The sequence below is a fragment of the Crossiella sp. S99.2 genome (assembly GCF_023094165.1).
GTDB lineage: Bacteria > Actinomycetota > Actinomycetes > Mycobacteriales > Pseudonocardiaceae > Crossiella.
Genome location: NZ_JALMDK010000019.1, coordinates 88531 through 103912 on the forward strand (window position 1 = coordinate 88531; position 15382 = coordinate 103912).

Genomic DNA, 15382 nt, shown 5'->3' on the forward strand with positions numbered 1-15382 from the left:
GAGGAGGAAACCCATGACCGTGCACACCATCGTCGCCCCCGGGCTGGCTGAACCGAACGGGCATTTCGCGCACGCCAGCGCGATCGAGGTCCCGGCCACCGCCCGGCTGGTCTTCCTCTCCGGGATGACCGCCCGCAACGCCGAGGGCGGCATCACCGGCGTCGGCGACATCACCGCGCAAACCCACCAGGTCTGCCGCAACCTGCGGGCCGCGGTCGAGGCCGCCGGCGGCACCCTGGCCGATATCGCCAGGGTGGACGTCTACGTCCGCGACATGGCCGACTTCGACGCCGTGCACGCGGTTCGCCGGCAGTACTTCACCGAGCAGGCCCCCGCCTCCACCATGGTCGAGGTATCCGGTTTCGTGCGGGCCGAGTACCTCATCGAGATCAACGCGATCGCGGCGATCGGCGGTCGGTCGTGAAGCTGGCGGCGGTGAATCTCGTTGGCGCTTGGGCGATCGGCGTGGTCGACGCCGAGTCGGGCACGATCCGGACGGCCCCGGCCGAACTCGGCACCGTCGACGACGTGATCCGCGGCAGGCTCGACCTCCAGCTGGTCGCCGACGCGGTGCACGGGGCCGAACCCCGCCTGCTCGGCGAGATTCGGCTCGGGCCGCCGGTCCAGCAGTTCAACCGGGATGTGCTCTGCACCGGCTGGAACTACCTGGACCACTTCCACGAGTCAGCGGGCAAACGCGAAGGCCAGGATCCGGTGGCAGTCCCGGCGCACCCGACCTTCTTCACCAAGGGCCCGGACACCGTGGTCGGCCCACATGATCCGATCGCCTTCGACCCGACGATCTCCGCGAAATGGGACTATGAGGCCGAAATCGCCATCGTGATCGGCCGGGACGGGCGCTCGATCCCGGAATCCACCGCACACCAGCACATCTTCGGCTACCTGGTGGCCAACGACGTCTCCCAGCGCGATCTGCAACGGGCGCACGGCGGCCAGTGGCTCAAGGGCAAGAGCATCGACGCCACCATGCCGCTCGGTCCATGGCTCACCACCGCGGACGAGATCGGCGCGGTCACGGACCTGCGGATCAGCTGCGAGCTGAACGGCGTTGAGCTGCAGCGGGCGAGCGCGGCGGAGATGGCCTTCCCGATCCCGCGCCTGATCGCCGAACTCAGCCACGGCATGACCCTGCGCGCGGGTGATGTGCTGCTCACCGGCACCCCCAGCGGCATCGGCAACGCCCGCGAACCGGCGGTGTACCTGGCCGAGGGGGATGTGCTGGTCACCCGGGTCAGCGGCCTGGGCGAGCTGCGCAACACGCTGCGGCGGGTGGACCTGGCCCGAGCGGCAACATGACCGATCCCACCCCGGAACGGCTGACCCCGGCCCAGTTCCGCACTCACTTTCCCATCACCTGCACCAAAACCTACCTCGCCTCGTGCAGTCAGGGCGCGCTCTCCGACGCCCTCGCCGCGGCCCTGACCACCTTCCAGTCCACCCTGCTCGAACACGGAAACCCTTGGGAGCACTGGATCGTCGAGGTGGAGCGGTCCCGCGCGGCCTTCGCCGAACTGATCGGCGCGACCCCGGCCGAGATCGCCATCGTCTCCTGCGCCTCCGAAGGCGCGTTCCAGGCAGCCAGCGGCCAGGACTGGACCCGCCGCCCCGGCCTGGTCACCACCGACCTGGAATTCCCCTCGCTGGCCCACGTGTGGCTGGCCCAGCGCGCCCGCGGCGCCGAGGTGCGCTTCGCGGGCGCCCACAACGGTTTCGCCGACCTGCCCGGCTACACCAAGCTGATCGACTCCTCGTGCTCACTGGTCTCGGTGCCGCTGCACGCCTACGCCCACGGCCAGCGGCTCCCGGTCGAGGAGATCACCGAGACCGCGCACCGGCACGGCGCGCGGGTGCTCGTCGACGCCTACCAGGGCCTGGGCGTGACCGCCGTGGACGTGCGTGAACTCGACTGCGACTACCTGGTCGCCGGCGCGCTGAAGTACCTGCTCGGCGTGCCCGGCATCGCCTTCCTCTACGTCCGCGCGGGCCTGCCGCACCCGGTCGACCCCCTGCTGACCGGCTGGTTCGGCCAGCGCGACACCTTCGCCTTCACCCCACACGACCTCACCTTCGGCCCCGGCGCCAAACGCTTCCAGAGCGGCAGCCCACCGGTGCTCGCCGCGTACGGCGCCCACGCCGGGCTGTCCATGCTGGCCCGCACCGATCCCGCCGAACGCCAGGCCCACGTCGCGGCGCTGGTCACCCACCTGTACGAGAGCCTCCGGGACGCGGGCGAGCACCTTGCCTCCCCGGCCGATCCCGCCGCCCGAGGTCCCCAGGTGGCCCTGCGCGACCACGATCCAGCCGCACTCGCCGCGTTCCTGGCCACCCGGGGCGTGATGACCAGCCCCCGCGGCAGCCTGCTGCGGATCGCCTGCCACTACTACACCTCGACCGAGGACATCGTGACCCTGCTCGACGCGCTGGCCGGGTACCGTCGGTGCAAGCCACAGCCAAGCGCTAATCGGCTCACAGCAACCTCTTAGGAACCAGTCGCACCATGAAGCCATGACGCTGATGGAGCACCGCAACCGGATCAACTGGGAAACCGCCACCGACCCCGGCCGCCGCCGGATCAACGCCGACGCCCTGGCCGTGCGTCCAGGGTGGGACAGCATGACGCCCGTGCTGGCCCTGGCCGATGGCGTCGGCGACACCCGCACCGCCGCCGACGCCGCCCGCGTCGCGGTCGACGCCGCCACCAGCACCGTCCCCGCCCGCGGACCCACCGAGGCGATCCTGGCCGCCCAGCGTGCCGTGCTCGCGCTGAGCCACCTCGGGGACAGCGTGCTGGTGGTGGCGATGCCCTTCGCCGACCAGCTCGGCAACGGCTACCGGATCGGCTGGGTCGGCGACGCCCGCGCCTACCGATGGGATGGCCGCACGCTGACCCGGCTGACCACGGATCACACGGTGGCCGAGTACTTCCGCCGCCAGGGCCTGGACACCACGCCGTGGATGGAACACATGGTCACCGCCACCGTCCGCTCCGCCCGCCCCCAGGACATCGGCCAGGTCGAGGTCCGCGGCGATGTCGGTTTGCTGCTGTGCAGCGACGGCGTCTACGGCGCGCTGGACCTGCCCACCATGACCGCCATCGTGGCCCGCCCCGCCCGCTTCGGTCCCCGCGCCCAGGAACTCGTCGCCACCGCCATCGACCGCGGCGCCACCGACAACGCCACCGCCCTACTCCTAACCCCCTAAACCCAAGTCGTACGGCGAGTTGGCCGTTATGGACGCCGAGTTGGCCGAAGTGGACGGTGCGTTGGCCGAAGTGGCACGTCTCTCGTGCCAGTTGGGCCAACTGGTACGCCCGCTTGGGCAAAACCGGCGTACGAGTTGGGCCAACTCGCCGTCCATAAGGGCCAACGTGGGGTACGACAACGGCCAACACGCGGGGTGGGTGGGTTAGCCGACGGTGGCGTGGATGAAGCACCAGCGCCATTTTTCGCCGGGCTCGAAGCTGCGCATCACCGGGTGCTGGCTGTCGCGGAAGTGGGCGGTGGCGTGCTGGCTGGGGCTGGAATCGCAGCAGGCGACGTGGCCGCAGGTCAGGCAGAGGCGGAGGTGCACCCAGTTGGTGGTGCCCTCGGCCAGGCAGTCCTCGCAGCCTTCCTCGCTGCCAGGGGGGACGTGGTACGGGGCGGATTTGAGGTGTTTGCAGACCTGGGTGGTGCTGGGGGCCTTGAGCCAGCCGGTGCCGGGGTCGGTGACCAGCTGGGTGGAGCGGTCCAGCATGGATTCCTCGATGGCGAGCATGTCCAGGACCCGGCGCAGCACGATATCGTCCGCTGCCTTGCGATCGCGGGCGTCCAGCAGAGTGTCCATTTCGGACTCCAGCATGGCGCGGCGGAGTCTGCGGTAGGCGAAGCTGGGGGTTTCCAGGTCGTCGTCGGGGCGGCCGAGGGTTTCCCAGGCGGCGTTGACCCGGTTGTTCAGGCGGGTGCGCAGGCGGTCCAGGACTTCGGGGGTGTCCTCGGGGCGGGTCTCCTTCTCCAGGCGCTCCAGTGCCGCGGTGGTCATGGCCTGGAGCAGGACCGCTTCCTGCAGGGCGTCCTGGGCTGGGTCGGGGGCGGGCAGTTTGAGTTTGCGGACCAGCCAGGGCAGGGAACCGCCTTGCAGCAACAGGGTTCCGGCCACCACCACGAACGCGGCCAGTACCAGCACCGGGCGTTGCGGGGTGTTCTCGGGCAGCACGAACACCGCGGCCAGGGTCACCACGCCGCGCATGCCGGCCCAGGCGGTCACCGCGGAGTACCGCCAGCGCCAGGCCTTGCGGCCGAAAGCCTTGCGCAGCAACGTGATGCCGACCATCCACAGTACCCGGGTGAGGATGGTGGCGGCCAGTACCAGGCCACAGGCCAGGACCAGGGTGCCCAGGGACAGGTCGGTTTCGCCGACTTCGGTGAGGATGCGGCGCAGTTGCAGGCCGATGAGCAGGAAGACGACGTTCTCAAGGAGGAACTGGATGGTCTGCCAGTTGACCGTGCTGGCGATGCGGGCCGCGCCGTTGAGCATCCGGGGTTCGCGGTGGCCCAGCATCAGGCCGGCGATCACCACGGCGAGCACGCCGGAGCCGTGCACGGCCTCGGCCGCGACGTAGGCGGCGTAGGGCACGACCAGGGACACGCCGGTGTCGAAGACCGGGTCCTGCAACCGGGTGCGCAGGAATCCGGCCACGTAGCCGACGATCAGTCCGAGCAGCACCCCGGCGCCCGCGGCGAGCAGGAAGTTGCCGCCGACCTGCCAGAAGGTGACCGCCCCCGCCATGGCCGCGATCGCGGTGCGCAGCGCGACCAGCGCGGCCGCGTCGTTGACTAGGCTCTCGCCCTCCAGCACCCGCACGATCGTGCGCGGCAGGCCGACCCGCCGGGCCACCGCGGTCGCGGCCACCGCGTCGGGTGGGGCGACCACCGCGCCGAGGGCGAACGCGGCGGCCAGCGGCACGCCGGGGATGGCGAGCCAGGCGACCGCGCCGACGCCGAGCGTGGTGAACACGACCAGACCGACCGAGAGCAACCCGATCGGACCCCGGTTGGCCCGGAAGTCGATCAGTGAGGTGCGGATCGCGGTGGCGTAGAGCAGCGGCGGCAGCAGGCCGATGAGCACCACGTCCGGGTTGAGCGCGTAGTCCGGCACCCCGGGGATGAAGGACACCGCGACGCCGACCACGATCAGGCACAGCGGCGCCGACAGGTTCAGCACCTTCGCCAGGAAGGTCACCGCGAGCACCGCGACGACCAGCCCGATGATCTCCAGCGCGATCTCCATGGCGCACAGCATCCCTCACGACCGGCCTGGTCACCGCATGAGCCACGGGTTTTGTCGGTGGGCGTGGCTAGGTTTGCGTACGTGCTCCGAACGCTCGCGATCGAGAACTACCGCTCCCTGCGTCACCTGGTGCTGCCGTTGCGCCAGCTCAACCTGGTCACCGGCGCCAACGGCAGTGGCAAGTCCAGCCTGTACCGGGCGTTACGGCTGCTCGCCGACGCCGCCCGCAACGGCGCGGTCACCGCGCTGGCCAGGGAGGGCGGGTTGCAGTCCACGTTGTGGGCGGGGCCCGCGGTGATCGGCCGGGGGGTGCGCGAGGGCCGGTACGCGGTGCAGGGCACGGTGCGTAAGGAGCCGGTCGGGTTGCGGCTGGGCTTCGCCGGGGACGACTTCGGGTATTCGCTGGACCTGGGCCTGCCGCAGCCGGGGGAGACCGCGTTCGCGCTGGACCCGGAGATCAAGGGCGAGGCGGTGTGGCGCGGTCCGGTGTACAAGCAGAGCGGGCTGTTCGCCGAGCGGCGCAACGGCGCGGTGCTGCTGCGCGGGGCGACCGGGGCCTGGGGCGAGGACACCTTCCGGATCCGGCCGTATGACAGCCTGCTCAGCGAGTTCACCGATCCGCGGGTGGCGCCGGAGGTGATGGTGCTGCGTGAACGGATCCGGTCCTGGCGGTTCTACGACCATTTCCGCACCGACGCCGACGCCCCCGCCCGGCAGGCCCGCCTGGGCACCCGCACCCCGGTGCTCAGCCAGGACGGCGCGGACCTGGCCGCCGCGGTGCAGACGATCACCGAGATCGGCGACACCGACGCGCTGGGCCTGGCCATTGAGGACGCCTTCCCCGGTTCCCGGGTGACGGTCGAGCATTCGGACGGGCGGTTCGAGTTGTCCTTGCGCCAGCACGGGTTGTTGCGGCCGTTGCGCGCGGCCGAGCTGTCCGACGGCACCCTGCGCTACCTGCTGTGGGTGGCCGCGCTGCTCAGCCCGCGCATCCCGGAGCTGTTCGTGCTCAACGAGCCCGAGACCAGCCTGCACCCCGATCTGCTGCCCGCACTGGCCCGGCTGATCGTCACCGCGGCGAAGAACACCCAGGTCGTGGTGGTCTCGCACGCCCGCCCGCTGATCGCCGCGATCGAGGCGGGCGCCGAGGAGACGGGCGCCGACCTCGGTGCGGTGCGGCTGGTCAAGGACCTGGGGGAGACCACGATCGAGGGACAGGGCCGCCTGGACCAGCCGTCCTGGCACTGGCCCAAGCGGTAGCCGTCACCAGCGGCGCTGGATCGCCTGGTCGTGCGAGACGGAGTAGAGGGTGGCCAGGTCGTTGGGCAGGGCGGCCTTGACCGCCTTGCTGATCTCGTCCACCAGCACCTCCTCGGCGCCCGCGGTCAGCCCGTCGAGGGCTTCCCTGGCCACCGTCTCGGCGCTGATTTTCTCGAACGGGACCCGCTTGCTGAACTCGGTGTCCACGTAGCCGCAGTGCACGTTGAGCACGTGCGTGCCCTGGCCGCGCAGGCCCAGCCGCAGCGAGTTGGAGATCGACCACTGCGCGGCCTTGCTCGCGGCGTACCCGGGTGCGGCGTCGATGGCCAGCCAGCTCGCCACGGACAGCATGTTCACCAGCGCGCCGCCGCCCCGCGCGGCCAGCACCGGCGCGAACGCCTTGGCCACCGCCCAGGTGCCCAGCGTGTTGACCTCGAACTCCTGCCGCGCCCCGGCGAGGGAGCCCTGGAGCAGGCTCGGTCCGGCGACCACGCCCGCGTTGTTGACCACGATCGAGACGTCGCCCGCGGTCGCGGCGAGCTGGGCGACCTGGGCGTGGTCGGTGACGTCGAGGGCCACCGGCACGATCCGCGGGTCGGTCACCTCGACCGACTTCGGGTCGCGCGCCCCGGCGTAGACCTTGCTCGCGCCGCGGGCCAGCAGCCCCGCCACAAAAGCCCGGCCAATGCCCCGGTTCGCCCCGGTCACCAGCGCCACCGCACCGTCGATCCGCATGTCTGTGCTCCTTGTTCCAGCAGTTCGGGAAGACACCACCGACGCTATCCGCTGAGTTTCAAAAAGCAACTCAGATGGACAGGATGTGGCCCGACTCACCCTGGATCTAAGAAGGAGACTCAGCTGGTCCGGGACCGGGTCGGGCGTTCGTACCAGTTGGGCCAACTCGTACGCCCGTTTGGGCAAAACCGGCGTACCAGTTGGGCCAACTCGCCGGAAGAGGGGTGGGGCGGGGGTGTCTGGGGAGGTGGGGGTGGGTGGTGGACAGAATGGGGGCATGTCGACTTTGTTCTCCCGGATCATCGCCGGTGAGCTGCCTGGGCGGTTCGTGTGGCGGGATGCCGGGGTCTCCGCGTTCCTGAGCATCGCGCCGTTGCGGCCGGGGCACACCCTCGTCGTGCCGCATGCCGAGATCGACCAGTGGACCCAGGCCGAGCCGGAACTGCTCGGTCGCTGTATGGCAATCGCACAGGTCATCGGGCAGGGTGTGCAGCGTGCGTGGGCAGCGCCGCGGGCTGGGCTGATCGTGGCCGGGTTCGAGGTGCCGCACCTGCACGTGCATGTGTCGCCGGTGTGGGACATGGACGACTTCGACTTCACGCGGGTAGAGATGGAACCGGACGGCGCGAAGTTGGACGACGCTCTGCACCGGCTGCGGGTGGCCCTGCGCGAGCTGGGTCACGAGGAACACGTGCCCGCCGACTAGGCGGGCGGACAGGGGGAACCCGGTGCGGCGGATGTTCTGGAAGCTGCTGCGTGGGAAGGCCGAGCGGGCGCGGACCCGGTCGGCCAAGCTGGTCACGGCCTCGGGCGCGCACGCGGAGTGGGCGGCCGGGTTCACCGACGCCGAGCTGACCGCGGCCGCCGCCGAGCACGTCGACGACCTGCTGAAGTTCCTGGCTGTCGCCCGCGAGGCCGCCGACCGCGCCCTGGGTGAGCGGCCCTTCGACGAACAACTGCTCGGCGCGGCCCGGCTGCTGGCCGGGGACGTGGTGGAGATGGCCACCGGTGAGGGCAAGACCCTGTCCGGGGCCATCGCCGCCGCCGCGTTCGCGCTGCGCGGCCGCACCGTGCACGTGGTCTCGGTCAACGACTACCTGGCCCGCCGCGACGCCGAGTGGATGGCGCCGCTCTACGCGCTGTTCGGCGTCACGGCGGGCTGGGTCGGATCGGTGTCCACCAAGGCCGAGCGCCGGGAGGCATACGCCGCCCAGGTCACCTACGCGCCGGTCAGCGAGATCGGGTTCGACCTGCTGCGCGACCGGCTGGCCACCTCGGTGGAAGCCCTGGTCGCGCCGGAGAACGATGTCGCGATCGTGGACGAGGCCGATTCGGTGCTGGTCGACGAGGCCAGGGTGCCGCTGGTGCTCGCCGGCGCCGCCGAGGGCGTCGCGCCGTCGCGCTCGATCACCGAACTGGTCCGCACGCTGCGTCCCGGGGTGGACTTCACCGGGGACCAGGAGGGGCGCAACGTCGCGCTCACCGATGTCGGCGCGGCCGTGGTCGAGGCGTCCCTGGAGATCGACCTCTACTCCGAGGAGCACATCTCCAGCACGCTGACCCTGGTCAACCTGGCGCTGCACGCCAGGGTGCTGCTGATCAAGGACGTGCACTACCTGGTCAAGGACGGCCAGGTGCACCTGATCAACGAGTCCCGCGGCCGGGTGGCCAACCTGCAGCGCTGGCCGGACGGCCTGCAGGCCGCGGTGGAGGCCAAGGAGGGCCTGGCGCCGAGTGAGTCCGGCGAGGTGCTGGACACCATGACCGTGCAGGGCCTGATCCGCCGGTACAAGACCGTCTGCGGCATGACCGGCACCGCCGTGGTCGCCGCCGAACAGCTCCAGACCTTCTACAACCTGGAAGTCGCCAAGATCCCGCCGCACCGGCCGTTCGTGCGGGTGGACGAGCCCGATCGCCTCTTCGACACCGTCGAGGAGAAGGAGACCGCGATCGTCGAGCACGTCCTCGGCGTGCACGCCACCGGCCAGCCGATCCTGCTCGGCACCCTGGACGTGGCCGAATCCGAGCGGCTGGCCGAACGGCTGCGCGCGGCAGGCGTGGAGTGCACCGTGCTCAACGCCAAGAACGACGCCAAGGAAGCCGCGATCATCGCCGAGGCAGGGACCTACGGCACGGTCACCGTGTCCACCCAGATGGCCGGACGTGGCACCGACATCCGCCTCGGTGGCGCGGACCAGCACGACGCCGAACGGGTCCGGGAGACCGGCGGCCTCTACGTGATCGGCACCGGCCGCCAGCTCAGCCGCCGCCTGGACGACCAGCTCCGCGGCCGCGCGGGCCGGCAGGGCGACCCGGGCCGCTCGGTGTTCTTCGTCAGCCTCACCGACGAGCTGGTGCTGCGCTACGGCCCGGTGCGCAACCCCAAGATGATCGACCACCTGCAGCGGGTGGCCGACGCGGAGATGCTCACCACGCACAGCAACACCTGGCGCTACAACCAGCTCCTGGAACACCAGCGCGACCAGCTGGCCAAGGACCGCGACGAGGTGCTGCGCACCGACCGGGCGCTCAAGGACCTGGAGGAGCCCGCCGCCGAGCGGCTCAAGGAACTGCGCGCCGCGGACATCCCGGAGGACGTGCTGGCCGAGGCGGCCCGCCGGGTCACCCTGCACCACATGGACCGCTGCTGGGCCGACCACCTCGCCCTGCTCGCCGAACTCCGCGAGACCATCCACCTGCGCGCCCTGGCCAGGGAAAACCCCCTCGACGAGTTCCACCGGGTGGCCATCCCGGCCTTCCGCCAGGAACTCCCGGCCGAACTGACCGCGCGCACCGTGGAGACCTTCGACGCGCTGCCGATCACCGCCGAGGGCGCCGACCTGCCCGCCGCCGGGATCATCCGCCCCACCTCCACCTGGACCTACATGGTGCAGGACAACCCCAGCGGCTCCGGGCTGAGCCGCACCATCGACGGCATCGCCAAGCTGGTGCGGCGTCGCTCCGGCGGGAAGGTCAGCGCACCGGCCGATACCTGAGCTGCACCACCCCGGAGGCGCTGAACTCCCGGCTGCCCAGGAACTCCAGCGCCTCCGGGGCCGGCCGGAACACCGGTCGCCCCGCTCCCAGCAGCACCGGGTAGACCAGCAGCCGGTATTCGTCCACAAAGGACGCCAGCTCGCGTGCGGTCTCCGCCCCCGCGAAGACCGCGATATCCTTGCCCGACTTGGCTTTCAGCTCCCCGATCTCGGCCGCCAGGTCCGCGCCGATCCGCTGTGCGGGCGTCCAGTGCAGTTCGGGTTCGCCGCGCGAGAGCACCAGCTTGGTGATCGAGTTCATCAGCCGGGTGTGCTCCCGGTCCACCGGCTTCTCGGTCGGCCCGTCCATCCAGTACTCGGCCAGATCCCGGTACGCGGTGTGCCCGAAGATCATCGCGTCGATCCCGCGCAACTGCTCGGCCATCAACTCGGCCATCTCCGGATCGTCCACCATGATCCAGTCCAGCTCGCCGTCCGGCCCGGCCGCGTACCCGTCCAGGGTCATCATGATCGACAGATACAGCTTCGGCATAAGTCCTCCTGGTGGTTGGGTACACCAGTTGTGACCGCGCGGGCCGGTAAAACTAATCGGTGGCCAGGTGAGCGTCGATGTGGGTGGAGATCATCCGCAGGATCTCCGGCACCACCGCGTTGAGGAAGAAGTGGCCGCCGGGGAAGACCTTCAGCTCGAAGGAACCGGTGGTGTGCTCGGCCCAGGACCGCACCTCGTCCACGGTGGCCTTCGGGTCGGCGTCCCCGGTCAGCGCGATCACCGGGCAGGACAGCGGCGGACCCGGTGTGTAGCGGTAGGTCTCGGCGGCCTTGTAGTCGCTGCGGATCGCCGGCAGCACCATCCGCAGCACCTCCTCGTCCTCCAGCAACGCGGAGTCGGTGCCCGCCAGCTTCCGGACGTCGACGATCAGCCGGTCGTCGTCGAGCAGGTGGGTGCGCTCGTCGCGGTGCCGGGACGGCGCGCGGCGGCCGGAGGCGAACACCCCGGTCGGCCGGATCCCGTCCGCCTCCAGCCTGCGCGCGACCTCGAAGGCCAGCGAGGCGCCCATGCTGTGGCCGAACAGGGTGACCGGGCGGTCCAGCCAGGGCCGCACGGCCTTGGTGACCTCATCGGCCAGCGCTTCGATGGAGTCGATGGGCGGCTCCTGCCTGCGGTCCTGCCTGCCCGGGTACTGCACCGCGAGCACCTCAACCCCCGGGGTGAGCGCGCGGGAGACCGGGAAGAAGTAGCTGGCCGACCCGCCCGCGTGCGGCAGGCAGAGCAGCCGGGCCGGCGCCTGCGGGGCGGGATGGAAACGACGCACCCAGAGATCGTCAGTCATGCCCGAACGCTAGCGGTTGGGGCTGTTCCCAGGCGGCGGTTCCGGGAACCGGCGGGCCAGTTCCCGGCTGCGGCCGAGCTGGGCCTTGCGGGCCTGGCCCGCGGCGAAACCCAGCAGCCCGCGCGGTGTGGATAGTGCGATGTGGTCCAGCACCGCGGTGCCCGCCGGAGCCGCCTCGATCCGGTAGCCGTAGCGCAGCCGCACCCCGCCGGGACTGCGCACCGCGCCGTCGATGGTGCCCGCGCCGAGCACCAGGCTGACCTCGATCACGTTGTCGTGCCGCAGGAAACCGAAGCGGAAGCGTTCCACCGCGGTGTACCGGACTTCCGCGCCGTCCCGCCGCACGTCCCGGACCTCGACGATCAACGGTGACAGCCCAAGGTAGTTGTGCGGATCGGACAGGTGCTCGAACACCGTCTCCGGGGTGGTGGGCAGCAGGGTGCGCAGGGCGAATGCCTGGGTGGGCATCAGGCCGAATCCCGGTGCACCAGGGTGGGTTCGAAGATCACCGCGGCGGGCGGCACGTCTGGGTCGTCGACCCTGGTGAGGACCTGGCGGGCCATTTCCGCGGCCATGTCCTCCACCGGCTGGCGGACCGTGGTCAGCGGGGGTTCGCAGGCCAGGGCGGCGCTGCTGTCGTCGAAGCCGACTACCGCGACGTCCTCGGGCACCCGGCGGCCGTGCTTGCGCAGCACCGGCAGCGCGCCCTGGGCCATCAGGTCGGAGGCGATGAACACCGCGTCCAGGCCGGGGGTGTCGGCGAGCAGGCGTTCCATCGCGGCAGCGCCGCCCGCCCGGCTGAAATCGCCCTCGGTGATCAGCGGCGGCGGGTGGCCGAGGGCGGTGAGGGTGTCCCGGAAGCCGGTCAACCGCCCCTGTCCCGCCGGAGCGTCCAGGGGGCCGGTGATGGTGGCGAAGCCGCGCCGGCCCAGGGCGTGCAGGTGCTGGGCGGCGAGGGCGCCACCGGCGACCTGGTCCACGTCCACGTAGGTGATGCGGGCCGGGCTGGCGGACTTGCCGGCCAGGACTACCGGCAGGCGGGACTTGAGCAGCTGGCCGGGCAGGGGGTCCTGGGCGTAGGTGTGGATCAGGATCACCCCGTCCAGGCGGCCCTGGCGCAAGTCGGTGACCACTTGCTCGCGGCTGTCCCGGCCGGTCATCAGCAGCACCAGGTGCAGGCCCAGCGGGTTGAGCACGCTGGTCACCCCGCTGACCACCCGGCCGAAGAACGGGTCGCCCAGGATCCGGCTCTCCTCCGGCAGCACCAGGGCGATCGCGTCGGCGCGGCGGGTGACCAGGGAGCGGGCCGCCAGATTGGGCAGGTAACCGGTTTCGGAGATGGCCCGCTCGACTGCCTGGCGCAGGCCCTCGTCCACGCTGGCCTTGCCGTTGACCACCCGGGACACCGTCGCCCTTGACACGCCGGCCACCCGCGCGACGACCTCCAGGGTCACGCGGTCGGCGGTGGGGCGGCGGGAGACGGACACCTGATCTTTATACCGGCTCCCGCCGCCCGTTCAGCCGCCCGTCAGCTGGGTCAACCGGGCGAGTTCGACCTTGCGTTGCCCGGTCATCCGCGCGGCGACCTCCCTGGTGGCCGGGTGGGTGATCGACTCGGCCGCCGAACCGGCCACCGTGGTCGATTCGGACAGGTGCGCGCGCAGCAGTCGGGTGAACTCGGCGTCGAAGTCCGCCGCCGTGGCCAGTGCGCTCAGTTCGGGCTCGGTCGGCATGCCGGGCATGTCGTGGCCCTCGTGGTTGTTCACGTAGGCCACCCCGGCCTGTTTCAGCAGCTCGTGCAGGGTTTCCCGTTCCGCGCGGCGGGCCGAGCCGAGTTCCGCGGCCAGCTCGCGCAGGGCCGGTGCGGCCAGCCGCGCCGCGCCAGCGTCGAGCAGTTTGAGCGCCTGGTCGTCGGTGGCGATGACCAGTTCGGCGAAGGCGGTCTCGGTCGGCCCGAACGTGCCCGCCGCCGTCGACGAGGGCGCTGACGGCGGCGGGGACGCCACCTGCCGGTCACAGCCGGTCAGGCCGAGTGCCAGCAGGGCGATGAGCAGTGGCCGGGCCAAGCTCATCCGGGCACGCCCGCGGCGTTGCACTTGAGCACCGCGTTGAGGCAGTTCCGCACCCGGCGGTCCAGTTCGGCGGCGGGCCAGACGTTGAAGAAGTCGCCGTGCATGGTGTACCCGGGCCCGGAGGACAGCCGCAGGCCGCCGGTCGGGCCGGTCACCGGGTAGCGCAGCACCATGCGCAGCTTGGGCACCGACACCGGGTGTGAGGACGGGCAGCCGCCCGCGACCGGGTAGGCCAGGTGACTGGCGTGGTTGGGCGAGTCCAGGTCCCGGCCGTTCCAGCACTGCGGGAAGTCCAGGTAGGTCTCCAGCATCGTGTTCGGCGGGCACTCCACGAAGTTCTTCGAGGGGTTGACGTGCCCGGCGTGCAGGCAGGACCAGCGCGCGATGCTGTCATTGGGCCCGGTGGCCTTGGCGTTGCCCGCCACCACTTTCAGCCCGAGCGGGTAGGACCGGATGTCCTGCGGCCGGTTCACGCCCTCGCCGAGGTAGTAGAAGGTCATGAACCGCGGTGGCACCGGGACGTTGTCCTTGAACAGGGTGGGCACCCAGTAGGAGGAGATGTCGATCAGCGGATCGCAGTTGCCGGTGGCCCCGGCCAGCGATTGCAGGTTCGAGTTGGCGTTGGTGGAGGAGTTGCCGAAGAAGTCGTGCAGGTGCGAGGCGCCTGCCAGGTTGGGCAGCACGATCGGGTCATCGGGCAGCCGGTGGCTGAGCTGGCAGTCGGCCACGAACTCGGCCACCCGGACCGGTTCGGCCTGCGCCGCGCCCGCGCCGCCGGTGAGCAGGCCGGCAACCACGGCCATGATCGACAACAGGGTGGCGGAACGTCTCTTCGTCGTTGAAGAAGCCATTCTGGAACTCCCTCTGCTTGGCATCGGGCCCGACGCAAACGTATGGAGAGAGCGCTCTCAAGCGGTCACTATCGCGCCGTCCGGACAGCGCGGGCAACCGCCGTTCGTATGAGTCCACAACAATCCGAGGGAGCGCTCTCTCGGACGTTCACGCAAGTAGGCGGACTGGGTCGCCAAGCCGGGTGACCCGTCACCTTTTCGGTGCGCATTGGCCGCACATCCTTGCCGCGCCTTCCGGCCGCTCCCTACGATGTTGATCAACAGCATCGCTTCGAGCCACGGCATCTGGCCTGGTCAGTGCTGCTTTCTCGCCGTCAGTGCGGACGGCGCACAGTCGGGGTGTGCGGGAAAGAGAGGACCACGCATGGACGTGGACCGATGGGTCGAGGTGGAGGAGGCAGCCACCCGGCTGGTCCGCATCGCGGGCAGATCGGCCTTACCCGGTGGCGGCGGCGACGCGTGCCCCGGTTGAGGGTTCGCGTCGCCGCCGCCAGTTGTCCGCGCTGGTCCCTCAATGTCGCGGGGCCGCTTCACGTCTGGTCGGTAGGAACTTCCCCAACATGCCCTTGTCGCTGATTGTCGTGCTCGTTGTCCTCATCGCCGGCGGTGCGCTGGTCCTGATCCTGGGACGGCTGCTGATCGCGGCCGATCAGGCCCTGGACCGAGCCCACCAGAAGATGCTCACCGGTGGACCCACCCGGTGGCATCGCCTGGCCCACCGGCCGCGCCGGTGGTGGACAAATCGCTGTCATCACTGCCTGACGGCGCTGATGGAAGAGCGACGGATCACCCGCGAGCAGCGGAAACCGGTGCTGACACCGGTTGACTGATCCCCGGACGGCCGG

At 70.8% G+C, this 15382-nt stretch carries 16 protein-coding genes; 8 read left to right on the forward strand and 8 right to left on the reverse strand.

What is annotated here, in order from left to right:
• Positions 1-13 precede the first annotated feature (13 nt).
• The 4 genes from MZC64_RS43185 to MZC64_RS43200 are packed head-to-tail and all read left to right on the forward strand — an operon-like array spanning position 14 to position 3222.
• Complete coding sequence (locus tag MZC64_RS43185; protein ID WP_247765335.1) at positions 14-424, forward strand: RidA family protein; 411 nt, start codon at positions 14-16, stop codon at positions 422-424.
• Positions 425-435: 11 nt separating this feature from the next.
• Positions 436-1317, forward strand: coding sequence for a fumarylacetoacetate hydrolase family protein (locus MZC64_RS43190; protein ID WP_247765334.1), 882 nt, complete (start codon positions 436-438; stop codon positions 1315-1317).
• Positions 1314-2504 (forward strand): aminotransferase class V-fold PLP-dependent enzyme, encoded by a 1191-nt coding sequence (locus MZC64_RS43195; protein WP_247765333.1) that lies wholly within the window; start codon positions 1314-1316, stop codon positions 2502-2504. Before MZC64_RS43190 ends, MZC64_RS43195 begins: the two co-directional genes overlap by 4 nt.
• A gap of 22 nt (positions 2505-2526) precedes the next feature.
• Positions 2527-3222, forward strand: a complete 696-nt coding sequence (locus tag MZC64_RS43200) for a PP2C family serine/threonine-protein phosphatase (protein WP_247765332.1) — start codon at positions 2527-2529, stop codon at positions 3220-3222.
• 204 nt (positions 3223-3426) lie between these two features.
• On the opposite strand, the gene MZC64_RS43205 is transcribed toward MZC64_RS43200, so the two are convergent.
• Positions 3427-5289: a Na+/H+ antiporter gene (locus MZC64_RS43205; protein WP_247765331.1), complete on the reverse strand. Its 1863-nt coding sequence runs from the start codon at positions 5287-5289 to the stop codon at positions 3427-3429.
• Between the two features lie 81 nt (positions 5290-5370).
• Here MZC64_RS43205 and MZC64_RS43210 point away from each other — a divergent pair, with 81 nt between their 5' ends.
• Positions 5371-6549 (forward strand): AAA family ATPase, encoded by a 1179-nt coding sequence (locus tag MZC64_RS43210; RefSeq protein ID WP_247765330.1) that lies wholly within the window; start codon positions 5371-5373, stop codon positions 6547-6549.
• A gap of 3 nt (positions 6550-6552) precedes the next feature.
• Here the strand turns inward: MZC64_RS43210 and MZC64_RS43215 are convergent, their stop codons facing one another.
• Positions 6553-7284: an SDR family oxidoreductase gene (locus MZC64_RS43215; protein ID WP_247765329.1), complete on the reverse strand. Its 732-nt coding sequence runs from the start codon at positions 7282-7284 to the stop codon at positions 6553-6555.
• 277 nt (positions 7285-7561) lie between these two features.
• Here MZC64_RS43215 and MZC64_RS43220 point away from each other — a divergent pair, with 277 nt between their 5' ends.
• Positions 7562-7990 carry an HIT family protein gene (locus MZC64_RS43220; protein ID WP_247765328.1) on the forward strand — a complete coding sequence of 143 codons (429 nt, stop codon included), beginning with the start codon at positions 7562-7564 and terminating at the stop codon, positions 7988-7990.
• A gap of 31 nt (positions 7991-8021) precedes the next feature.
• Positions 8022-10280: an accessory Sec system translocase SecA2 gene (gene secA2 / locus MZC64_RS43225; RefSeq protein ID WP_247765395.1), complete on the forward strand. Its 2259-nt coding sequence runs from the start codon at positions 8022-8024 to the stop codon at positions 10278-10280.
• Here the strand turns inward: secA2 and MZC64_RS43230 are convergent.
• From MZC64_RS43230 to MZC64_RS43255, 6 genes are read right to left on the reverse strand one after another with little or no spacing between them, the layout of a single operon-like run.
• The gene (locus MZC64_RS43230; protein WP_247765327.1) at positions 10258-10812 is read right to left on the reverse strand and encodes a dihydrofolate reductase family protein; all 555 of its coding nucleotides are present in this window, start codon (positions 10810-10812) and stop codon (positions 10258-10260) included. The genes secA2 and MZC64_RS43230 overlap by 23 nt on opposite strands.
• A 52-nt stretch (positions 10813-10864) precedes the next feature.
• Positions 10865-11614: a thioesterase II family protein gene (locus tag MZC64_RS43235; RefSeq protein WP_247765326.1), complete on the reverse strand. Its 750-nt coding sequence runs from the start codon at positions 11612-11614 to the stop codon at positions 10865-10867.
• A 9-nt stretch (positions 11615-11623) separates the two neighbouring features.
• A complete protein-coding gene (locus tag MZC64_RS43240; RefSeq protein ID WP_247765325.1) occupies positions 11624-12082 on the reverse strand; it encodes an SRPBCC family protein in 459 nt (152 codons plus the stop codon).
• Complete coding sequence (locus MZC64_RS43245; RefSeq protein WP_247765324.1) at positions 12082-13101, reverse strand: LacI family DNA-binding transcriptional regulator; 1020 nt, start codon at positions 13099-13101, stop codon at positions 12082-12084. The genes MZC64_RS43240 and MZC64_RS43245 overlap by 1 nt, the downstream gene beginning before the upstream one ends.
• Positions 13102-13131: 30 nt before the next feature.
• A complete protein-coding gene (locus tag MZC64_RS43250) occupies positions 13132-13686 on the reverse strand; it encodes a DUF305 domain-containing protein (RefSeq protein WP_247765323.1) in 555 nt (184 codons plus the stop codon).
• Entirely contained in the window at positions 13683-14489 is an 807-nt protein-coding gene (locus tag MZC64_RS43255; protein ID WP_247765322.1) for a DUF1996 domain-containing protein, read from the reverse strand. The genes MZC64_RS43250 and MZC64_RS43255 overlap by 4 nt, the downstream gene beginning before the upstream one ends.
• Positions 14490-15097: 608 nt before the next feature.
• On the opposite strand from MZC64_RS43255, the gene MZC64_RS43260 reads away from it, so the two are divergent.
• Positions 15098-15367 carry a hypothetical protein gene (locus tag MZC64_RS43260; protein ID WP_247797787.1) on the forward strand — a complete coding sequence of 90 codons (270 nt, stop codon included), beginning with the start codon at positions 15098-15100 and terminating at the stop codon, positions 15365-15367.
• Positions 15368-15382: the final 15 nt, after the last annotated feature.